Source organism: Flavobacterium sp. 2 (assembly GCF_049949195.1).
Taxonomy (GTDB): domain Bacteria; phylum Bacteroidota; class Bacteroidia; order Flavobacteriales; family Flavobacteriaceae; genus Flavobacterium.
In genome coordinates, this window is the sequence record NZ_CP188206.1 from 3,460,436 (window position 1) to 3,483,089 (window position 22,654).

Below are 22,654 nucleotides of genomic sequence, written 5' to 3' on the forward strand. Positions count from 1 at the left end.
TAAAACACAAACAAAATGGCAAGTAACCGTTTTTATTTTAGCAACAATTTTTATTTCTTCTTTAGTAGAAGTCAGGATTGTGCTATGGTTATTTGAGATCGAATTTTAAGACAAATAAAACTAATATACAATCCTGATGCAAATCAGGATTTTTTTTTGACTATATGACAACGAAAATTGCAATACAAGGTATAAAAGGATCATTTCATCATCAGGTTGTGAAAGAGTATTTCTCTGAAAATGTGGATATTGATGAATGTTTGTCTTTTGAAGAATTGATCGACAGCCTTATTGCCGGAAAATCTGATCAGGCAGTTATGGCGATCGAAAATTCAATTGCCGGGCCAATTATCCCGAATTATGCTTTGATTGACAAGAATAATTTACACATAATTGGAGAGCATTATTTAAATATTCAGCAGAATTTAATGGCTTTAAAAGGTCAGAAAATTGAAGATATAAAAGAAGTTCATTCACACCCGATGGCACTTTTGCAGTGTATGGATTTCCTGAAACAATATCCAAATATCAAATTGGTTGAGGATAAAGATACAGCAGAAACGGCAAGAAGAATTCAGGAAAAACAATTAACCGGAATTGCGGCAATTGCAAGTGAAACGGCAGCTGAAATGTACAATTTAGATATTATAGTGTCATCGATTCAAACGATCAAAAACAATATGACACGTTTCGTAATCATTAAAAAGCAAAATTCATTTTTGCCGGAAAGCGAAATCAACAGAGCTTCTGTAAAATTTGAATTGGATCATAAAAGAGGAAGTTTAGCAGCGGTTTTGAATGTAATGAGTGATTGCAAACTGAATTTGACAAAAATCCAGTCGCTTCCAAAAATAGAAACACCTTGGAAATATTCATTCTTCGTAGACGTGACATTTGAGAAATACGAAGATTTTGCAAAAGCCAAAGCGTTATTAAACATCATGGCAGAATATTTTAAAGTGTTGGGAGAATATAAAAATACAAAACCTTTAAGTGAGTCTTAAAGTTGGAAAGTCGAAAGTCTTAAAGTCCAAAATAGAAAGTTTAAAAAGAGCCTAAAGCCTAAAGCTTACGGCCTAAAGCAATAAAAACAATGATTACAACAGCAAAACGATTAGACACAGTTGAAGAATACTACTTCTCATCAAAATTAAGAGAAGTTCGTCAGTTGATGTCTGAAGGAAAATCGATCATCAACATGGGAATTGGAAGCCCTGATTTGAGTCCGTCAAAAGCAGTAATTGAAGCAGTCGCTGCGGCAATTCAAGACGAAAACGGACATGGTTATCAAAGCTATCAGGGATTACCGGAAATGAGGCAGGCGATGGCAGATTTTTATCGTGATCAGTTTGGTGTTGAAGTGAATCCTAATAATGAGATTTTGCCTCTTATGGGTTCGAAAGAAGGAATTATGCATATTTCGTTAGCATTTTTAAATGAAGGCGATCACGTTTTAATTCCGAATCCAGGTTATCCAACTTATACTTCGGTAACTAATTTGGTTCAGGCAGTTCCGGTTTATTATGATTTGAAAGAAGAAAATGCATGGGAACCGGATTTTGAAGCTCTTGAAAAATTAGACCTTTCGAAAGTAAAAATTATGTGGCTTGGATATCCTCACATGCCGACAGGAGCGAGAGGAAGTTTAGCGTTATTTGAAAAATTGGTTGCTTTTGCTAAAAAACACAACATATTATTGATCAATGATAATCCGTATAGTTTTGTTTTGAATGATAATCCGATGAGTTTACTGCAAGTTGAAGGCGCAAAGGAAGTGGCTTTAGAATTAAATTCTTTAAGTAAAACGTTCAACATGGCAGGCTGGAGAGTCGGGATGGTTTTAGGAAATCCTGAAATTATTGATGCAGTCCTAAAAGTAAAAAGCAATATGGACAGCGGGATGTATTACGGAATTCAGAAAGGTGCTATCGCAGCGTTAAAATGTGATAAATCGTGGTTCGAAGATCAAAACAAAATTTACAGACGCCGTAGAGAATTAACAGAAAAATTAGCTGAAAAGTTAAACTGTAAAGTGTATAAAGAAGGAGTTGGCCTTTTTGTTTGGGCTAAATTGCCAGAAGGAATCGAATCAGCAGAGAAGTTCATTGACGAAATATTATATGAGAAACATATTTTCATTACACCGGGAACCATTTTTGGAAGCAACGGTGAAGGTTACATCAGATTCTCATTGTGTGTGAAAGAAGAAAAAGTACAAGAAGCGATTGATCGATTTTAGAAGCAAGAGCCAAGACTTTTTTAAAACTTGGAATTAAAAAGATATGAAAGTATACGTAATAGGAATAGGATTAATAGGCGGTTCGATGGTGCTGGACATCAAAGACCAACATCCGGATTCGACCATTTTTGGAATTGATAGCAACGAAAAGCATTTGCAGGAAGCCATTGATTTAGGAGTTATCGACGAAGCAGGAAGTTTTGAAGATTTGGCTGAAGCCGATTTTGTAATCGTCTCAGTTCCGGTGGATGTGGCGCTGACGGTTTTGCCTAAAGTGCTGGATTCGGTTGGAGATAAAACAATTGTTTTTGAGGTTGGCTCAACTAAAAAGCCAATTTGTGATGCCGTTGCCAATCATCCGAAAAGAAGAAATTTTATTGCCACGCATCCGATAGCAGGAACGGAGTTTTCAGGACCTTCGGCGGCGATAAGAGGTTTGTTTAAAGGAAAAACAAACATTATTTGCGAAGTGGAAAAAACCACTTTTAAATTGCAGGAAAAGGCGTTAAAGCTTTTCAGCGAAATCGGAATGAGGATTCGATATATGGACCCGACTTCGCACGACAAACACATTGCTTACGTTTCGCATTTGTCGCACATTAGTTCGTTTATGCTCGGGAAAACGGTAATGAATAAGGAAAAAGACGAACAGGATATTTTTGATATGGCGGGAAGTGGATTTGAAAGTACCGTTCGTTTAGCAAAAAGCTCGCCGGCGATGTGGACACCAATTTTTAAGCAAAACAAAGAACACGTTCTCGAAACATTAGAAGAATATATTTCAAATCTCAGTCGGTTTAGGGATTTGCTGAAAGATGAAAATTACAATGCCATTTTTGAAGAAATGGAAAGCACAAATAAAATAAAAGAAATACTAAACGGATTAACAACAACTAAAAAGTAAATTAGAATTAAGATGGAAAATAAGAAAGAAATGAGAAAGTGGTTAGAAGATTTCAATTTAAATCACCCACTTGTGATAGCTGGACCATGTAGTGCAGAAACTGAAGATCAAGTATTGAAAATTGCTCACGAATTGAAAGATTCAAAAGTAAGTGTTTTCAGAGCTGGAATCTGGAAACCAAGAACACGTCCAGGAGGATTTGAAGGTGTTGGAGAAATTGGATTAAAATGGTTACAAAAAGCAAAAGCTGAAACTGGTTTATTAATGGGAACTGAAGTTGCGACTGCGGCTCACTGTAAACTGGCTTTAGAACATGATATCGACGTTTTATGGGTTGGTGCTCGTACAACTGCAAACCCTTTCGCGGTTCAGGAAATTGCTGATACTTTGAAAGGAACTGATAAAATCGTTTTGGTTAAAAACCCAGTAAACCCGGATTTAGCTTTATGGTTAGGTGGTGTTGAGCGTTTACACATGGCTGGAATTGAGAAATTAGGTGTTATCCACAGAGGTTTCTCTACTTACGAAAAAACAAAATACAGAAACATTCCAGAATGGCAGATTGCTATCGAATTGCAAAATAAATTCCCTGATTTGCCATTAATCATCGATCCATCTCACATTACAGGAGATCGTAAAATGATTTTTGAAGTAACGCAAGAAGCTTTAGATTTGAACTACGATGGTATGATTATCGAAACGCACTACGATCCGGACAACGCTTGGTCTGATGCTGCACAACAAGTTACTCCGGACGCTTTGAAACAAATCATTAAAGATTTGACAATCAGAAAAACGGATGATACTACAGATGAGTACAGCCAAAAAATGAAAAAACTAAGAGCTAACATCGACGTTCTTGATGCTAATTTATTAGAATTGTTAGGAAAACGTATGAAAGTTGCTGACGAAATTGGTCAGGTGAAAAAAGACGCTAACGTTGCGATTCTTCAAAACAACCGTTGGAACGAAATCTTAGGAAAAATGATTTTGGAAGGTGAGAAAAAAGGTCTTACTGAAGAGTTTGTTTTGAGAATGTTCAAGGCAATTCACCAAGAAAGTATCGGACACCAGGAGAAAATTTTCAATGCATAATTTTCTCTAAATAATATTTATGGTATAAGTCAATTTAAAATCTTTTGAACTTTGTTTTTAGGTTTTCTTATATCATAATGGTAAAATTAGATTGTTTTTTTAAAATCTCCATCACTTAAGTAAGAAGTGGTGGAGATTTTTTTTGCATAAATATTTTTATCTTCCCAACCTTTTGATGTTTTTTGTTCTCTATAACAATATAAACCTTAATTTTCGTGTCATGAAGTTAAAATTGTTTTCGTCTGCGCCGGGCATTTTTCAAATGAATTTGAATGTATTGCTTTTTTTTCTGTTTTTTATTGGAACAAAAACTTTCGCACAAAGTCCTGAACTTACTGTTAAAGGAGAAGAAGCTGAAAAAGTGAGAATGAATAAACTTTTCGTCAATGTAAAAGTGGTGGGTAATATTGCATACACTACTGCCGAAATGCATTTTTTTAATTCAGGAACTCGCCAGATGGAAGCAGAACTTATTTTTCCATTACCAGAAAATGTTTCGGTTTCAAGATATGCAATTGATATTAATGGAAAACTTCGTGAAGCAGTTCCAGTAAACAAAAATAAAGGGAAACAGGTTTTTGAGGCAATCGAACATCGTCGTGTAGATCCGGGATTATTGGAAAAAGTAGATGGAAATAATTTTAAAACGAGAATTTATCCGCTGATGCCAAATGGTGAACGAACTGTTGTTATTGGTTATGAAGAAGAACTTTCGGCTTTTGATAAAGATAATCTGGCGTATCAATTGGTAAGTCGTTTTCCGAAAAAACTGGATAAGTTTGAAATTAATGTTTCGGTTTTAGGAACTTCGACAGCACCAACTGTTACTGAAAATTCAGGAAATGAAATTACTTTTTCAAAATGGAATCAAGCTTTTCAGGCTTCCATCAAAAAAGAAAATTATCAACCTGCAGAAAAAATTGTTATTAAAATTCCAATTCAGCAAAATATTCCAAGTGTTTTGATGCAGGACGGTGGTGGTCAGTATTATTTTTATGGAAATACTTTTATTGAAGGAAATAAAACGGTTAAAAAGATACCAGCTTCAATTGGTTTGATTTGGGATAATTCTTTGAGTTGTCAGAATAGGGATTTAAAGAAAGAATTGAATTTGCTGGATGCTTATTTTCAGAAAATAGAAAACACAAAAGTTACGCTGTACTTTTTGAATTATACTTTTGATAAACAACAAGAATATATTGTTTCTAACGGAAATTGGGATGCGTTAAAAGCTGTTTTAGAAAAAACAAAATACGATGGAGGGACTCGTTTTTCACAACTGAACTTTACCGGTCAAGATGAATATTTGTTTTTTACTGATGGATTATCTTCTTTGAGTGAAAATCTTCTGCCAAAAACTAAAAAACCTGTTTATACCATTACATATTCAGTCTCTGCTGATTTTGCTTTTCTGAATTATTCTTCAACGAAAACTGGCGGTAATTTCATCAATTTAAATCAGATAAATCCTGAAGTGGCTTTGGATAAATTGACAAATACAAATTTGAAGTTTTTAGGAATAAAAGAAAATTTAACGGTAACTGATTTGTTTCCAATGGAAGGAACTTCGGTTTCAGGGAATTTTAGTTTTTCTGGAATTTCTTTGAATCCAAAAAATGAAATTACCTTGTTATTTGGCTATGATAATGAAGTTACTTTAGAAAAGAAAATTATGCTTGATGTCGCGGTTCAAAATTCTAATGACGTAAATGTTGAAAAACTTTGGGCGCAGAAAAAAATTGCCAATCTTGAATTGCAATACACTAAAAACGCAGATGAAATTGAGCTTCTGGGGAAGAAATTCGGAATTGTAACCAAAAACACATCATTGATTGTTCTCGAAAATGTTCGGGATTATATTATGTACGATATTTTGCCGCCAGCAGAATTACGTGCTGAATTTGATTTAATCAAAAAACAGGAACATGATGCTACATTGGCACAGCAAAAAAATAATTGGGAGAGTATTGAAAGTTATTTTGCCAGTATAAACGCTTGGTGGAAAAAAGACGTCAAATACGCAGGGCAGAAAATCGCATCTAAATATAAGTACAATAGACAAGTTCCACCGCCACCGCCACCTCCAAATGGTAGAAATCGAGCTAGAAATATGGAAAGAAGAGTAGCCTCTGAAACTATAAAAGGAGATCCTGATGCAGTACTGACAGTTGATGAGCCTATTGGAAAAGGACCAGTTGCAACAGTAATTGAAGGAGATAATGCTGTATATAATACGCCTCCTCCGTCATCTGCGGCAAAAGTGGATCAGGTAAAATTTGTTTCGCCAGTTGTTGCAAAAGCAGAAGAGGTTACTGATGACGTACCAAAAATTGTTGAATTAAAAGATAAAAAAGTTGGAAGTGAGGTAATTAGGGAAGATTCAGATTTTACTAAATTACAAGATACAATAACTGTAGGATACGCGACTCAAAAAAAATCTGATGTTGTTGATGCTATAGGTGAAGGTACTTCAAAAAACAAAGATCTTTTGCAAGATTTAAATTTCAGTAGAGGTTATTTATCTGGAGATTCAAAAAAGCCTTTAATTATAGTTGATGGTCAGTTTTATGAGGGAGAATTGACCGACTTAAAGTCAGAAGATATTGAAGCGGTGGATGTTTTAAAAGATGCCGCGAGAATTGCTACTTATGGTAGCAGGGGAGTAAATGGAGTTATTATTATAACAACAAAAAAGAAGTCTACTAATAATGGAGTAGTTCAAACAAAAAGTTGGAATCCGGATCGATTATATTTAAAAGCTTTGGCATCGGCGCCAAAAGAGAAACAATACGATTTGTATCTTGATTTGAGAAAAGCGCAAGAGAGAAATCCAAGTTTTTATTTTGATGTGGCGCACTTTTTCTACAATCAAGGAGATGTTAAGAAAGCATTGCTGGTTATCAGTAATATTGCCGATTTAGGTTTAGAAAATCATCAGCTTTATAAAACATTGACTTATACTTTGAGACAATGGAAAGATTATGACGATGCCTTGTTTACTGCAAAACAAGTTGTAAAATGGCGATCTCACGAACCTCAGAGCTTAAGAGATTATGCTTTGACGCTTGAAGATGCCGGAAAATATCAAGAAGCATTTGATGAATTGGTAAAATCACTTGAAGTAAATTATTATGGAGAAATGAGCGGACAATACGAAGGTGTGGAAGATATTGTTTTAATGGATATTAATCGATTAATAACGGCACATCCAGGATTGAAAACAGGCAAATTAGACAAAAAATACCTTGCTAAAATGCCGGTTGATATCAGAATTATCATGAACTGGAACCAAATGGATATTGATTTAGATTTACATGTAATTGAGCCAACAAATGAAGAATGTTATTACAGCCATACTTCAACACAAATTGGAGGAAGATTCTCAAAAGATTTCACAGAAGGTTACGGCCCAGAGCAATATATCATCAGAAATGCGGTGAAAGGGAAATATCAAATCAAGACTAATTATTTTGGGGAAAGTGAATTAACCGAAAGTGGTCCAGCAACAATTATGGTTGAAATTTATACCACAAAAGCGGGCAAAGTATCGAGAACTTTAAAAACAATTCAGCTAGGAAAAGTAAAAGAGAATGAAACTTTAGCCGAAATAGTTTGGTAAAGTCTGCAAATTAAGGATATGTCTTTCAAATTTAAAAGGCGAAATTGCGTTGTTCCATTCTAAAAACGTAATTTTGCCTTTTATTTTTTAGGTTTTAAGCGTAATCTAAAATCTAAAATTTACAATCTAAAATTAAAGAATGACAGGAACCGTATACAAATCTACAGGAAGCTGGTACACCGTAAAATCTCAAAATGGAGATTTTGTGGAATGCCGTATGAAAGGGAAATTCAGAATAAAAGGTATTAAAAGTACCAATCCTATTGCTGTAGGTGATATTGTTGATTATGAGTTGGATGAAACTTCAGATGCCATAACAGGAACAATTCATACTATTCACGAAAGAAAAAACTATATCGTTCGTAAATCGGTTAACTTGTCGAAACAGATTCATATTATTGCTTCTAATATTGATCAGGTTTTTTTATTGGTCACAATCGATAATCCGCCTACAACAACCAGTTTTATTGATCGTTTTTTGGTTACTGCCGAAGCATACGGAATTGAAGCAATTTTGATTTTTAATAAAATTGATACTCTAAACGATCAGACTTTAGATGATCAGCTTTATTTACAGCACATTTATCAGGAAATTGGATATAAATGTCTACGAATTTCATCTACCGAAAATAAAGGAGTTGATAAGCTGAAAGAAATGATGGTCGGAAAAGTAAGTATGTTTTCAGGACATTCTGGAGTTGGAAAATCAACTTTGGTAAATGCGATGGAACCAAGTCTTCATTTAAAAACGACTGTAATTTCAGAACAAAGTAAACAAGGTCAGCACACTACAACTTTTGCTGAAATGTATGATTTGTCTTTTAATGCCCGAATTATCGATACTCCAGGAATTAAAGGTTTCGGAATCGTAGATATGGAACCAACAGAAATCAGCGGTTATTTTCCGGAATTCTTCAAATTAAAAGATCAATGCAAGTTTAACAATTGTTTACACAAAGAAGAACCGCATTGCGCCATAAAAGCTGCTTTAGAAAAAGATGAAATCGCCTGGTCGCGTTACAATAGTTATCTTAAAATTTTAGAGGGCGACGAAGAGCATTATCGCACCGATACCTATGGTGAAGACCGCGCTGCGAGTGATGAAACACGTAAATAATTATTAATTGTGAATGGTTAATTGTAAATTATGATTGACTACAATTTTAATTTCATCACCTCTAAAGAAAAAAATCAATAATTAATAATTCACAATTAATCATTAAATGAAAATTGTTCTTCAAAGAGTTTCTGAGGCTTCTGTAACTGTTGATTCTAAAATTGTTGCAGATATTAAAAAAGGCTTGTTAATCTTAGTCGGAATAGAAGATGCCGACACTCAGGAAGATATTGACTGGCTTGCCGGGAAAATCATTAAAATGAGAATTTTTGGAGATGAAAACGATGTTATGAACTGTTCAGTTCAGGATATCGATGGCGATATAATTGTAGTTAGTCAGTTTACACTTCATGCTTCTACAAAAAAAGGAAATCGTCCCTCTTATATAAAAGCAGCAAAACCAGATTTTGCAATTCCGATGTATGAAACCTTCGTAAAAACTTTGGAAAAAGAATTCAGTAAAAAAATCCAAACTGGAATTTTTGGTGCCGATATGAAAGTCAGCCTCTTAAATGATGGTCCCGTAACAATCGTTATGGACAGCAAAAATCGGGAGTAAAAAAATATAAACAAATGTTAAGGATTTCTAAAAAAAATATATATTTGGGGAAATTCCTTACTAATGAAAAACCCTTTTTTTACGTTATTTTTATTTCTAATTGCCCTTAATTCTTATTCTCAAAAGGTTAATTATAACGTTACTTCTATTCCAGATAGTTTAAAACAAAATGCAAATGCAGTTGTTCGGCTAGATCAAATGGATATTACTATTGCTTCGCAAAGAAGCATGATTATCAAAAAACAAAGAATTGTAACCGTTTTAAATGAAAAAGGACTCGGTGATATCGATGCTTTTGAGCATTATGATAAAACGACTTCAATAAATAGCATTGAGGCAATTGTTTATGACGTAGCCGGCAATGAAATCAAAAAAATCAAGCGTAAAGATTTTAGAGACCAGAGTGCAGTAAGCGGAAGCACACTTTTTTCAGATAGTCGGGTAGTTTATTTAAATTATACACCAATTTCATATCCTTTTACGATTGCTTATACATGTGAGACAGAGACTTCAAATACTGCCTTTATTCCACGTTGGTATTTTTTAGGAGGCTATAATGCAAGCGTTGAGAAATGTATTTTGAATGTTACTTTTCCGAGTGATTTAGGTTTCAAGAAAAAGGAATTTCAGTTTGCTGGATTTAATATCAAAAAAACAGAAGAAACCGCTACTAAACTTAGTTATGTGGCATCGAACATTTTGGCTCAAAAAGGAGAAGATTTAAGTCCGTCTCCATCTGATTTGTTTCCAAAAATTATAATGGGTTTAGAAAAGTTTCATTTAGAAGGTGTTGATGGAACAGCAACAACCTGGGAAGCATTTGGAAAGTGGTACGGAGATAAAATTTTAACTGGAACAACAACTTTGCCGGAAGAAACCAAGGCAAAAATGAAAGCACTTGTAGGCAATGAAAAAGATCCGATCAAGAAAGCAAAAATCATTTATGATTATGTCCAAAAAAAATCAAGATATGTAAATATTGCTATTGGAATTGGCGGATGGAAACCAATGCTGGCCAGCGATGTTGATCGTCTGGGATATGGAGACTGTAAAGCATTGTCAAATTACACTAAAGCACTTTTACAAGCTGTCGATGTCCCTTCTTACAATACCATTTTATATGGTGATTCATATAAATCTAATATTCAGTCTGATTTTGTTTCAATGCAGGGAAATCATATGATATTGGCAATTCCAAATGGAGACAATTATACTTTTTTGGAATGCACAAGTCAAGATGATCCTTTCGGTTATCAGGGAACTTTTACAGATGATCGTGATGTTTTGATTGTTAAGCCAGAAGGCGGCCAAATTGTTCGCACAAAGATTTACGAAGACAAAGGGAATATCCAAAAAGATAAAGGAATTTATACAATTGACGAAAATGGAAACTTTTCAGGTTCTATTTCGATAACTTCTGAAGGCTCGAAATATAATGAGAAATACAGAATCGAAACCTATCAGCCAACAGAAAAAGAAGCTCATTATAAGGAATATTGGGATAATATCAATAATCTGAAATTAGGAAAAATAACATTTTCAAACGATAAGGAAAATGTTCGTTTTACTGAAGATGTACAGTTCAGCGCGATAAATTACGCTTCAATTTCAGCAAACAAAATGATTTTTGCCATTGATGCTTTCAATCAAAATACAGGAAATATAAAACGAATCCGAAACAGAAAAAATCCGTTTCAAATTCAGCGTGGTTTTTTAGATTCTGATGAAATTGAAGTGAATCTTCCAGCCGGATTTACAATCGAATTTCTTCCTGAAAATTATGAACTCAAAGGGAAATTCGGTGAATACAAAACTGAAATCATCAAAAAAGAGAATAATAAGCTTGTTTACAAACGAAGCATGTTTTTGAATAAAGGAAAATATTCAAATAAAGAATATGACGAATTTCGTTTGTTTATGGAACAGGTTTCAAAAAATGATAATGCAAAAATTATATTGATTAAAAGCTAATAAACTAACCAAAACCAACTAACCAAATTACCACATGAAATTAATCAAGATCTTCAGTATTTCAATTGTGCTGTTAATCGTTTCAAAAACCACAGCACAAGAATTTAAACTAGGAAAAGTATCTGTTGCCGAATTAGAGCAAAAAATGCATCCGAAAGATTCAGCAGCGCCAGCCGCTATTTTATACAAAAGAGGAAGAACCAGAATTGAGTATGATGTAAGTGAAGGAGGTTTTGCTACAATGGCCGATGTTGAGGTTCGAATAAAAGTTTATAAAAAAGAAGGTTATGAATGGGCGAATCAGGCGGTTTGGTATTATAAGCAAGCTAACTTTGTTGAAAAAGTTACTTTTTCAGATGCCTATACTTATAATTTAGTGAATGGTAAAGTCGAAAAAACAAAATTAAAACCTGAAGGGATTTTTGATGAAGTGCTAAACAAGTTCAAAGCGCAGAAAAAAATTACCATGCCTAATGTAAAAGAAGGTTCTGTAATTGAATATAAATATACCATCAAAAGTCCGAGCGACAGAATAATAAGAGAATGGAATTTTCAGGAAGCTATTCCGGTAAATTATTCTGAATTTGGCACTAATATTCCAGAGTATTATGTGTTTAATCCAAGACAAAAAGGCTATGTTTTTCCTAAAATGTCGGTTGAAAAAGGACCACGTTCCATTATAATTACAACTAAAGAACGATCAAATGTCGGCGGATTTGGTGGTCCAGTCAGAACCGATTTTTCAACAGACAAATACGATTATACAGAAACAAGAACGACATACGTAGCACAAGATTTTCCAGCTATAAAAGAGGAATCTTTTGTAAACAATATGGACAATTATGTTTCCAGCGTTCAACATGAATTAGCGATGATAAAATATCCAAATTCACAGCTGAAAATGTATTCAACAGATTGGGAATCGGTAGTGAAAACAATTTATGATTATGAAACTTTTGGTCCGGAATTAAATAAAACGGGTTATTATGAAGATGATTTAAAAGCGCTTCTTGCCGGAAAAAACACACCTGAAGAAAAAATCTGGGTGATTTTGAATCACGTAAAATCTAGTGTAAAATGGAACGGTTACACTGGTTACGATTGCGATAACGGAGTTAAAAAAGCATACAAAGAAAAAACAGGAAACATTGGCGACATTAATTTAATGCTGACTTCAATGCTTCGTTATGCGGGTCTGACTGCAAATCCGGTTTTGTTGAGTACACGTGAAAACGGAATTGCTTTATTTCCTAACAGAACTGCTTTTGATTATGTAGTTGCCGCTGTCGAAACGCCACAAGGAAATTTATTGTTAGATGCTTCAAATAAATTTTCAACACCAAATATTCTTCCTTTTAGAACCATTAACTGGACAGGAAGATTGATCCGTAAAGACGGTACTTCTGAAGAGATTGAGCTGACACCTAAAAAAGCATCAAATGATTTTGTTTTTATGATTTATAGTATTGATGCTGATGGAAAAATTTCTGGAAAAACCAAAAGACAATACACAGATCACATGGCAATGATTACAAGAGAAAAAATTGATGGTGTTAAAGAAGAAGATTATCTTGAAAAATTAGAAAATAAAAGCGGAAAAATTGAGATTAGTGATTATAGCCGAACTAACGAAAAAGATATTTTGTTGCCTGCTATAGAAACATATGCCTTTACCGGAAATGATTTATGCGAAATTATTGGTGGTAAAATTTATATTAGTCCAATGCTGTTTTTTACAAATGACAAAAATCCGTTTAAACAGGAAGTGAGAGAATATCCCGTAGATTTTGGATTTCCACAAATGGATAAGTTCAATATCACAATTCAGATTCCTGATGGTTTTGCCGTTGAAACTCTGCCGGCTCCTGCGGCTATAAATATGCAAGACAATGCAGGAAGTTTTAAATTTAATGTTGCAGCGAGCGGAAACAGTTTACAGGTAATTATCACAAATCAAATTAATGAGGCAATCTTTTCTGTAGAAAAATACGAAATGCTGAAAGAATATTATAAAACAATGATTGCGAAAGAAACTGAAAAAATTGTTTTAAAACGTATATAAAAAATGAAGGTTAAAAGTTTAGCGATTGCAATTTTGTTTATTGGTTTTGCAATAAAAGTAAAAGCTCAAAACTACGAACTTGGAAAAGTCACAATTGCTGAATTACAGGAAAAAAGAAATCCAAAGGACACAACTGCTCCGGCAGCAATTTTGTTTAAAAAAGGAAGAACTTTTTTTACGTATAGCGAAAGTGTTGGTTTTTCGGCCAATCATGTTTATGAATTTAAAATTAAAATCTACAAAAAAGATGGACTTAAATGGGCTGATCAGAAAGTGCGTTTTTTCATTGGATATGAAAACTTAAACGAAGATCGTTTGGAGTTTTCCAATGCCATTACTTATAATCTTGAAAATGGAACAATAGTAAAAACAAAACTCGACAATCAAGGAACTTTTAAGAATAAAATCAATAAATTTTGGAAGGAAAAAACCATAACGCTTCCTAACGTAAAAGAAGGATCTGTTATTGAATACAAATATGTATTGAAGTCTGAAAAAATGGTGAAACTGCCTGATTTTGAGATTCAATATGATATTCCGGTAAATTACTTTGAATATAAAACGGAGATTCCGGAATACTATATTTATAAATCTATTTCAGTTGGAAATTTTCCAATCGAATCAGATGCAAAATTAGTAAGCAAAAGTCAAAGTTTTGAGAACGAGCATAATCAATCCGGAATACTTTCTTATAAACAGATAAATATTTTTTATAAAGGAAAAGATGTTCCAGCCCTAAAAGATGAGCCGTATGTAAATAATGTTGATAATTACAGAGGTTGTCTTCAGTTTGAGTTGGAGCGTGTGCGTTTTCCTGATAAGCCAGACAAAGATTATGCACTTACTTGGGAAGGTGTTGCTAAGGATATTTTCAAAAACGAACATTTCGGAAAAGAACTGAATAAGAAAGATTTTCTTCTGGATGACGTTAAAAGATTATTGACAGGAGTTGAATCTCCTAGTGACAGGATGAACATCATTTTTAAATTTGTTCAGAATAAAATGCATTGGAATGAGGAGAATGATTATTTTACCGATAAAGGAGTTGAAAAAGCGTATACAGACCAAACTGGAAATGTAGCCGAAATTAATTTTATTTTGATCAATATGCTGAAATTAGGCGGTATTGATGCAAATCCGGTTTTGGTAAGTACGATTCAAAATGGTGTGCCGGTTTATCCAACAAGAACAGGTTTTAATTACGTAATTGCTGGTGCGCTTATAGATGGAAAATTAGTTTTGTTAGATGCTACGCATAAATATACATGGCCAAATATTTTGCCATTGAATGTTTTAAATTGGAAAGGAAGACTGATTAAAGTAGATGGAACTTCACAGGAAATAAATTTAGATCCAGCTACATTGTCTAGGGAATATTCGACAATCTTCGGAAAAATAAGCGACATCGGAAAAATCGATGGAAAAATGAGGATTCAAAGAACGGATTATGATGCATATAATTTCAGAATAAAACATTCAGGTCAAAATCAGGAAAATTACCTTGAAAAATATGAAGAACAATTGGGCGATGTGAAAATCTCAAATTATAAAATAGAAAATGCTAAAGCTAATTTTTCAGATCCGGTAACCGAAACTTTTGATTTTGCGTCTGATAATGTTACTGAGGTAATTGGAAATCAAATGTTCATTAATCCGTTACTGTTTTTTACTTCGTCTAAAAATCCTTTTACTCAGGAAACAAGGCAAATGGGAATTTATTTTGGGTATCCAACTCAGGAAAAAATTAGTCTAAGTCTTGAAATTCCTGCTGGATTTGCAATCGAATCAATGCCTAAACCAATCCGTATTTCATCACAAAACAAAGAAATTATTTATACTTTAAATATTTCAAACCTTGAAAATAAAATTCAGATTAGCTGTATAAAAGAAATTAACAATAGTATTTTTGCAGCTGACGATTATATTGGATTAAAAAATCTTTTCCAACAAGTGATCGCTAGCCAAAATGAAAAAATTGTCCTTAAAAAAATATAGCAATGGATTTGAAAAATGCTCAACTTGATGTTGATACCTGGATAAAAGAACACGGAGTTCGATATTTTAACGAATTGACCAATATGGCGCAACTTACAGAAGAAGTAGGTGAAGTTGCCCGAATTATCGCGCGTCGTTATGGAGAACAATCTGAAAAAGAAAGTGATAAAAATAAAGATTTAGGCGAAGAATTGGCCGATGTTGTTTTTGTGGTTTTATGTTTGGCAAACCAAACCGGAATCGATTTACAGGCTGCTTTTGACAAAAAAATGGATTTAAAATCGGTTAGAGATAAAGATCGTCACAAAAACAATGATAAATTGAAATAATTGTGAAATTTCAGCGTGAATTTTGATTTACGAACGAGGAGTGGTAAATTGCGCACTCGAATTATGTTTCTCATAATTCGCAACTCATAACTAATATCATGAATTTAAAATTAAGCACGAATTCACCATTCACAATTGATGATTCGAAACTAAATATCACAGGTTCTAAAAGCGAAACGAACCGTTTATTGTTACTAAAAGCTTTATTTCCAAATATCACTTTAGCTAATACTTCAAACTCAGACGACAGCGAAGTAATGCAAAAAGCATTAATTGGAAATGATGAAATCGTAGATATTCACCACGCCGGAACTGCAATGCGTTTTTTGACAGCTTATTTTGCTGTAAACGAAGGCAGAGAAGTGGTAATGACAGGTTCTAGCAGAATGCAGGAGCGCCCAATCAAAATTTTGGTTGATACCTTAAGACAATTGGGAGTTGAAATCTCTTATGAAAAAGAAGAAGGTTATCCGCCAATTAGAATCAAAGGAAAAAAAGTTACGGCTTCAAAAGTTACTTTGGCAGCAAATGTAAGTAGTCAATACATCTCAGCACTTTTATTGGTAGCTTCAAAACTTGAAAATGGTTTAGAGTTGACTTTAGAAGGAGAGATTACTTCGATTCCATATATCAAAATGACTTTGGCTTTGTTGACGGATTTAGATATTAAAACAAGTTTTGAAGGAAACGTAATTAAAGTTTTTCCTAAAGAATCTGTTGAATCAAAAGAAATGGTCGTAGAATCTGACTGGAGTTCAGCTTCTTATTTCTTTAGTCTTGTTGCTTTATCTGAATCTGCTAAAATTACGTTGAGCAGTTATAAAGAAAATAGTCTTCAGGGAGATTCAGAATTAGTTTTTCTTTATGAAAAAATGGGTGTGAAAACGACTTTCCAAAACAATAAAATGACTTTGGAAAAAGTTTCTGGGTTTAATTATCAAGATGTAAATTTTGAATTGAATAACACACCTGATATCGCTCAAACTATTGTTGTAACTTGTTTAGGTTTAGGAATTGGATGTCATTTAACTGGACTTCATACTTTAAAAATTAAAGAAACAGACAGACTTGAAGCTTTAAGAATTGAATTGACAAAATTAGGAGCGAATATTTCAGTTACAAACGACAGTTTGACTTTAATAAAATCTGATAATATCAATCACGATGTAAAAATCGGAACTTATAATGATCACCGAATGGCAATGGCTTTTGCGCCATTGGCAATCAAAGTGCCTATTATTATTGAGGATGCAGGAGTAGTTTCAAAATCATACCCAGATTTCTGGAACGATTTAAAAGCGTTAAATTTTCAGGTCTCAGATTTGTAATTAAAAAATATTCTTTGCCAAAATATAGCCTCTGGTTTCAACCAGAGGTTTTTTTATGCTTGGTTTTGTTTGTGCTCGCAAAGTTTGTCATTTCGACGAAGGAGAAATCTCCGCAAGTAACTCCGCAACGAAAATCCAATCTTTGTAGAGCTTCTTGCGGAGATTTCTCCTTCGTCGAAATGACAATAATATGTTGAAAATGTTTTTTGTAAATAAAAACACAATTTTAATGGTTCTCGAAACATCAGTAAATCAAGGACTTTTGAAAATAAAAGCCAAAACACTTGACAACGCCTATTTCACAATCGTATATTTGCAAGCGATTTAAAATTTTAGATAAAAAAATCTAAGATTGATATTTTAAAATCTAACTTCAAATATGAAATTATCACACTTCAATTTCAATTTACCGAAAGAACTTTTGGCTGAATTTCCAGCAGAAAACAGAGATGAATCTCGTTTAATGGTAATTGACCGTAAAAAAAACACTATCGAGCATAAAATGTTTAAAGACGTTATCAACTATTTTGATGACGGAGACGTTTTAATTCTTAACAATACAAAAGTTTTCCCTGCGCGTTTGTACGGAAACAAAGAAAAAACGGGAGCGAGAATTGAGGTTTTCTTATTAAGAGAATTAAATTCTGAGCAAAGACTTTGGGATGTTTTAGTAGATCCGGCTAGAAAAATCCGTATTGGTAACAAACTTTATTTTGGTGACGACGATTCATTAGTTGCTGAGGTAATTGACAATACAACTTCTCGTGGTAGAACTTTACGTTTCTTATACGATGGTTCTTATGAAGAATTCAGAAACAAATTAACAGAACTTGGAGAAACTCCAATTCCTAAATACATCAACAGAGAAGTAACTGCTGAAGATGCTGAAAGATATCAAACAATCTACGCAAAAGAAGAAGGAGCTGTTGCAGCACCAACTGCTGGTTTACACTTCTCAAAACACCTTTTGAAAAAATTAGAAATCAAAGGGGTGAACTTTGCGGAGGTAACTTTACACGTAGGTTTAGGAACTTTCAATCCAGTTGAGGTTGAAGATTTATCTAAACACAAAATGGATTCAGAAGAATTGGTTATTAATCAACAAGCTTGTGATATCGTAAACGAAGCTAAAGCGAAGAAAAAACGTATTTGTGCAGTAGGAACAACTTCTATGCGTGCAATTGAAAGTTCTGTTTCTTCTGCTAATACTTTAAATCCTTATGAAGGATGGACGAATAAATTTATTTTCCCTCCTCACGATTTTAGTATTGCAAATTGTATGATTACGAATTTCCACACACCAAAATCAACATTATTAATGATGATTTCTGCTTTCTGTGGACATGATTTAATGAAAAAAGCATACGACGAAGCAATCAAAGAAGGATACAAATTCTATTCTTACGGAGATGCGATGTTAATTCTTTAATTAGAATTTATTTTCAAGATAAGAACCCGACAGTTTTTTAGAACTTGTCGGGTTTTCTGTTTTTAAAGGTTTCAAGTTTCAGGTTCCAAGTTTCAGGTTGCCAACAAAACGTGAAACTTGGAACATGAAACAAAACAAAACAAACAATTTTTGTTATTTTAGCAACCAAAACAAAACAAAATGACTTTTCAAAATACACGCGAATTTGCACGAGGGCTAGATTCGAAAGACACATTAAACCACTATCAGGAACAATTTATTTTTCCTAAAGTAAATGATAAACGAGTTATCTATTTTACCGGAAACTCTTTAGGATTACAACCAAAACGTACCAAAGCTTACATCGATGAAGTAATGAATGACTGGGCAGAATTGGCTGTTGAGGGGCATTTTTATGCCGAAAAACCTTGGTGGGATTATCAGGAAAGATTTGCAGAGCCGTTGAGTAAAATTGTGGGAGCGCTTCCGTCTGAAGTTACGGTTATGAATACGTTGACTGTAAATCTTCATTTATTAATGGTTTCTTTTTATCAGCCAAAAGACAAACGTTATAAAATTATCTGCGAAGAAAAAGCTTTTCCGTCAGATCAATATATGTTTCAGAGTCAGGTGAATTTTCATGGATACAAGCCTGAAGATGCGATTGTAGAAATTAAACGTCGTGAAGGGGAACATAATATTCGTCTTGAAGATGTTTTAGCCAAAATCGAAGAAGTTGGTGATGAATTGGCTTTGGTTTTAATTGGTGGAGTAAATTATTATACGGGACAAGTTTTCGACATAAAAACCATTACAGCAGCCGGACAAAAAGCTGGAGCAAAAGTAGGTTGGGATTTAGCACATGCTGCCGGAAATATCAAATTAGAACTTCACGATTGGAATGTTGATTTTGCTGCATGGTGCAGTTATAAATATATGAATTCAGGACCAGGAAATGCTTCTGGTTGTTTTGTTCACGAAAAACATCATAATTCAGATTTACCAAGATTTGCCGGATGGTGGGGACATAACAAAGAACGTCGTTTCAAAATGGAACCAAACTTTGACCCAGTTCACGGAGCAGATGGATGGCAGATTAGTAATTTACCAGTTTTGTCATTAGCGCCGTATTTGGCATCAGTAGAAATGTTTGCTGAGGTTGGAATGGATGCTTTAATTGCAAAACGCGATCATATTACTTCTTATTTAGAATTTATTCTTCATGAAATTGATAAAGAAGTAGAAAGTACTTTCGAAATTATTACACCAACAAATCCAGAAGAAAGAGCTTCGCAATTATCTGTTTTTCTTCACGGACAAGGGCGAAGCTTATTCGATTATTTAATGAAAAACGGTGTCATTACAGATTGGCGTGAACCAAACGTTATTCGTCTTGCACCAGTTCCTTTGTATTCTTCATATGAAGATATGTATGACTTTGGACAAATTCTGAAAAAAGGAATTTTAGGGAAATAAAAAAATAATCTCGTAATCCCGAAAGCCTTCGGGAGCGAAGACGCAAAGCTTTTATTTAAAGTTATAGATTAGAAAGATTAAAACTTTGCGTCTCCGCGACTTTGCGAGATTAAAACATTTGGCTTAACTAAAAACTCTGCGAGAAAAACCACAAAATCTTCTAATCTTATAAACTTTCCGAAAAATTCTGTAATAAGCATTATAGCAGATATTCCGTATTTTGTAGTGTATAATTTTAAAAACTACAATCATGAAAGGCTTATATATTTTATTAGCAGCGATACTTTTAACTTCTTGCCAAAATCAAAGTAAGGAAGATTTAAATAAAGCCAAACAAGCCAGTATTGATTCAATGAAAGTTGAGATTAACAAACAGCGTGTTATCGATTCGATGAAGACTGAGATGGCGAAGGTAGAAGAGAAACAAAAAGCAGAAGCACAAAAAGTTGTTGTGGTCCATCAAAATGATGGAACTGCCACTGCGACACCAGCAAAAAAGAAAGGCTGGAGTTCTACTGCTAAAGGTGCAGTAATTGGAGCTGGAGTAGGTGCCGCAACCGGAGCTATTGTAAGTAAGAAAAAAGGTGAAGGTGCCATAATAGGAGGATTGGCCGGCGCTGGAGTTGGTGCGGGTACAGGCGCAATTATTGACAGCAACAAAAAGAAAAAAGAATAGATCTTATATTTATAAATAAAAGAACGCCGATTTAGATTTTTCTAAACCGGCGTTTTGTTTTATGCTAATTCCAATGTTGGAATTTGAATGGCGTTTAATTCTGATTTGTAAAAATTGAATTGATTCTTGATTTTTTCTTCTTCGCTTTTAAAATAAAAAGTAGATGAAAATAGATTTTGATAATATTCAATTCCTTCCAAAATATTAGCTTTAAAAGAATTCCATTTTTTCAGTTGATTTGAAGTAACTTCAGAAACAGATTCAATTTCGTTTCTAAAATAATCAACATACATTTTTAATTCTTTCACAAATAAATGAGGACGGTCTGTTCTCAAAACTGATTTTCCCTGATAAATATGTTGAAGCATTTCCTTCAATGAAACTTCCTGATCAAAATAAGCCAAATTTGGTCCGGGACAAATGACAACACCTTGTGATTGCCCTTTTATTTTAATATCATTTTCAAGATAAGAGGCATTTGCTAAACCAACACACAAACAGGATTTTTCGGTGATTTTGATTTTGCATTTCTCAAAATCTTCAACTGATAAAGAATCTTTTTTACTTTCGAGTTCTTCCAGTTTTATATCCTGATATTTTTTTGAAGCGGTACAAATTCCGTGTGGATCGTATTCTTTGCTTAATGCTAAAAATTTCTTCGGACACGAACTTCCGGCTTTGTTTTCCTGAATGCGTTTTTGTTTTAAAAATTCATTTGTTGTTCCTTTTAAAGTATTAAACGGAACTCCCAAAGGCGAAATATTACTCAGATAAAAATCATCTTCCTTTGCATTCATTAATAAATTACGAGTTTCCTGATCTACGGAAGTGGCTTCTGGAACTAATAAAAATGGAGAGCCCCATCCAACAGCATCTATATTATATTCGTTTAATAAAAATTCATGTTCTTCAGCAGTTCCAACGCCACCTTGTACCGTAATTTTTAATGGTAAAGGATTTTCAGGGAAAAGCTGATTTTTTAGCTGTAAAGCCTTAATCATTAAATTGTGGGCAGATTGTATCAGTTGTTCTTTTTTTTGCTTGAATTCTTCTAAAATAGTGCCTAATAAAAGTCCGTCAGTTGCAAAAGCGTGGCCACCGCAGTTTAATCCTGACTCGATTCGGTATTCGGAAACCCAAAGTCCTTTTTTCGCAAGGAAATTTCCCTGGATCATAGCCGATCTGAAATCACTCACTTTTAAAGTGATTTTTTTTCTCAGTTCATTATTTTCATTCGGAAAAAAATCTTTGAAGTTTTCAAAATAACCAAATAATCTTGGATTCATTCCGGCAGAAAGTACCACAGACGATTCCAGATTGCTATTTGCAAAACCTCGCAAAGCAGCATGAGCATCATTAAACTCAATTGGAAGCTGTTCATTTTTGATAAAATTATCTTTATCCAATTTTGTCATAATATTGACATCGATTTCTCCCGGAAAAAGATGCGATTCGATATAATGCTGAATGTTTTCTTTAAAAGCAATTCCGTCGTCTAATAAGTTTTGAAAACCTTTTTTAATGTCAGAAGTATTCGGCAACATCGACATGAAATTTTCCAATGCTGTTTTGCTTTCAGTTAATTCGGTTTTAAAGTTTTCGAATTTTTCTTTTACAATTTTATCGACTAAATTTAAATACGAAGTAATTCTTTCAGCGCGGTAATCATGAAATTTTTGCGTAATTTCTTCATACGGAATATTGAATTTTGCGCTATAAAAATTACGCATCTTTTCAATCAAATCATCGTCGGCGAGCGCAATCACAGACGAAATTCCATATTGTGCAACGCGAATGGGGCTGTCGATTGTATAAGCAAGTCCCATTACCGGAATATGGAAGGTATGTAAAGGTGTTTTTGTCATTAGTTTTCAGA

Annotated in this window: 16 protein-coding genes; 15 read left to right on the plus strand and 1 reads right to left on the minus strand. The window is 33.7% G+C overall.

Features of this window, described 5'->3' with window-relative positions:
- The first annotated feature begins 164 nt into the window (after positions 1–164).
- From ACNFIH_RS14840 to ACNFIH_RS14910, 15 genes are all read left to right on the plus strand, one after another.
- Positions 165–1,004: a prephenate dehydratase gene (locus ACNFIH_RS14840; RefSeq protein WP_142451698.1), complete on the plus strand. Its 840-nt coding sequence runs from the start codon at positions 165–167 to the stop codon at positions 1,002–1,004.
- An 89-nt stretch (positions 1,005–1,093) separates the two neighbouring features.
- Positions 1,094–2,239, plus strand: a complete 1,146-nt coding sequence (locus ACNFIH_RS14845) for a pyridoxal phosphate-dependent aminotransferase (RefSeq protein WP_426483736.1) — start codon at positions 1,094–1,096, stop codon at positions 2,237–2,239.
- 43 nt (positions 2,240–2,282) lie between these two features.
- Entirely contained in the window at positions 2,283–3,143 is an 861-nt protein-coding gene (locus ACNFIH_RS14850) for a prephenate dehydrogenase (RefSeq protein ID WP_035653391.1), read from the plus strand.
- A gap of 12 nt (positions 3,144–3,155) precedes the next feature.
- Entirely contained in the window at positions 3,156–4,238 is a 1,083-nt protein-coding gene (locus tag ACNFIH_RS14855; protein ID WP_035653393.1) for a bifunctional 3-deoxy-7-phosphoheptulonate synthase/chorismate mutase type II, read from the plus strand.
- Between the two features lie 220 nt (positions 4,239–4,458).
- Entirely contained in the window at positions 4,459–7,857 is a 3,399-nt protein-coding gene (locus ACNFIH_RS14860; protein ID WP_426483737.1) for a VIT domain-containing protein, read from the plus strand.
- A gap of 139 nt (positions 7,858–7,996) precedes the next feature.
- Complete coding sequence (rsgA, locus tag ACNFIH_RS14865; protein ID WP_426483738.1) at positions 7,997–8,974, plus strand: ribosome small subunit-dependent GTPase A; 978 nt, start codon at positions 7,997–7,999, stop codon at positions 8,972–8,974.
- Between the two features lie 106 nt (positions 8,975–9,080).
- On the plus strand, positions 9,081–9,533 hold the full coding sequence (gene dtd, locus ACNFIH_RS14870; protein ID WP_035653397.1) for a D-aminoacyl-tRNA deacylase: 453 nt from the start codon (positions 9,081–9,083) through the stop codon (positions 9,531–9,533).
- A gap of 63 nt (positions 9,534–9,596) precedes the next feature.
- Complete coding sequence (locus ACNFIH_RS14875; RefSeq protein ID WP_426483739.1) at positions 9,597–11,504, plus strand: DUF3857 domain-containing protein; 1,908 nt, start codon at positions 9,597–9,599, stop codon at positions 11,502–11,504.
- A 34-nt stretch (positions 11,505–11,538) separates the two neighbouring features.
- Positions 11,539–13,566 (plus strand): DUF3857 domain-containing protein, encoded by a 2,028-nt coding sequence (locus ACNFIH_RS14880; RefSeq protein ID WP_426483740.1) that lies wholly within the window; start codon positions 11,539–11,541, stop codon positions 13,564–13,566.
- 3 nt (positions 13,567–13,569) lie between these two features.
- Complete coding sequence (locus ACNFIH_RS14885; protein ID WP_426483741.1) at positions 13,570–15,561, plus strand: DUF3857 domain-containing protein; 1,992 nt, start codon at positions 13,570–13,572, stop codon at positions 15,559–15,561.
- Positions 15,562–15,563: 2 nt separating this feature from the next.
- Positions 15,564–15,890, plus strand: a complete 327-nt coding sequence (locus tag ACNFIH_RS14890; RefSeq protein WP_012022600.1) for a nucleotide pyrophosphohydrolase — start codon at positions 15,564–15,566, stop codon at positions 15,888–15,890.
- A 98-nt stretch (positions 15,891–15,988) separates the two neighbouring features.
- Positions 15,989–17,218: a 3-phosphoshikimate 1-carboxyvinyltransferase gene (locus ACNFIH_RS14895; protein WP_426483742.1), complete on the plus strand. Its 1,230-nt coding sequence runs from the start codon at positions 15,989–15,991 to the stop codon at positions 17,216–17,218.
- 379 nt (positions 17,219–17,597) lie between these two features.
- Positions 17,598–18,647, plus strand: coding sequence for a tRNA preQ1(34) S-adenosylmethionine ribosyltransferase-isomerase QueA (queA, locus tag ACNFIH_RS14900; protein WP_426483743.1), 1,050 nt, complete (start codon positions 17,598–17,600; stop codon positions 18,645–18,647).
- A gap of 180 nt (positions 18,648–18,827) precedes the next feature.
- Positions 18,828–20,102, plus strand: a complete 1,275-nt coding sequence (gene kynU, locus ACNFIH_RS14905) for a kynureninase (RefSeq protein ID WP_426483744.1) — start codon at positions 18,828–18,830, stop codon at positions 20,100–20,102.
- 250 nt (positions 20,103–20,352) lie between these two features.
- Complete coding sequence (locus ACNFIH_RS14910; protein WP_426483745.1) at positions 20,353–20,778, plus strand: YMGG-like glycine zipper-containing protein; 426 nt, start codon at positions 20,353–20,355, stop codon at positions 20,776–20,778.
- 59 nt (positions 20,779–20,837) lie between these two features.
- On the opposite strand, the gene ACNFIH_RS14915 is transcribed toward ACNFIH_RS14910, so the two are convergent.
- Positions 20,838–22,643 carry a hypothetical protein gene (locus ACNFIH_RS14915; RefSeq protein WP_426483746.1) on the minus strand — a complete coding sequence of 602 codons (1,806 nt, stop codon included), beginning with the start codon at positions 22,641–22,643 and terminating at the stop codon, positions 20,838–20,840.
- Positions 22,644–22,654 lie beyond the last annotated feature (11 nt).

Coding starts and splice junctions, on each gene's coding strand:
- ACNFIH_RS14840 (WP_142451698.1), top strand. CDS start 165: ATGACAACGAAAATTGCAATACAAGGTATAAAAGGATCATTTCATCAT.
- ACNFIH_RS14845 (WP_426483736.1), top strand. CDS start 1,094: ATGATTACAACAGCAAAACGATTAGACACAGTTGAAGAATACTACTTC.
- ACNFIH_RS14850 (WP_035653391.1), top strand. CDS start 2,283: ATGAAAGTATACGTAATAGGAATAGGATTAATAGGCGGTTCGATGGTG.
- ACNFIH_RS14855 (WP_035653393.1), top strand. CDS start 3,156: ATGGAAAATAAGAAAGAAATGAGAAAGTGGTTAGAAGATTTCAATTTA.
- ACNFIH_RS14860 (WP_426483737.1), top strand. CDS start 4,459: ATGAAGTTAAAATTGTTTTCGTCTGCGCCGGGCATTTTTCAAATGAAT.
- rsgA (WP_426483738.1), top strand. CDS start 7,997: ATGACAGGAACCGTATACAAATCTACAGGAAGCTGGTACACCGTAAAA.
- dtd (WP_035653397.1), top strand. CDS start 9,081: ATGAAAATTGTTCTTCAAAGAGTTTCTGAGGCTTCTGTAACTGTTGAT.
- ACNFIH_RS14875 (WP_426483739.1), top strand. CDS start 9,597: ATGAAAAACCCTTTTTTTACGTTATTTTTATTTCTAATTGCCCTTAAT.
- ACNFIH_RS14880 (WP_426483740.1), top strand. CDS start 11,539: ATGAAATTAATCAAGATCTTCAGTATTTCAATTGTGCTGTTAATCGTT.
- ACNFIH_RS14885 (WP_426483741.1), top strand. CDS start 13,570: ATGAAGGTTAAAAGTTTAGCGATTGCAATTTTGTTTATTGGTTTTGCA.
- ACNFIH_RS14890 (WP_012022600.1), top strand. CDS start 15,564: ATGGATTTGAAAAATGCTCAACTTGATGTTGATACCTGGATAAAAGAA.
- ACNFIH_RS14895 (WP_426483742.1), top strand. CDS start 15,989: ATGAATTTAAAATTAAGCACGAATTCACCATTCACAATTGATGATTCG.
- queA (WP_426483743.1), top strand. CDS start 17,598: ATGAAATTATCACACTTCAATTTCAATTTACCGAAAGAACTTTTGGCT.
- kynU (WP_426483744.1), top strand. CDS start 18,828: ATGACTTTTCAAAATACACGCGAATTTGCACGAGGGCTAGATTCGAAA.
- ACNFIH_RS14910 (WP_426483745.1), top strand. CDS start 20,353: ATGAAAGGCTTATATATTTTATTAGCAGCGATACTTTTAACTTCTTGC.
- ACNFIH_RS14915 (WP_426483746.1), bottom strand. CDS start 22,643: ATGACAAAAACACCTTTACATACCTTCCATATTCCGGTAATGGGACTT.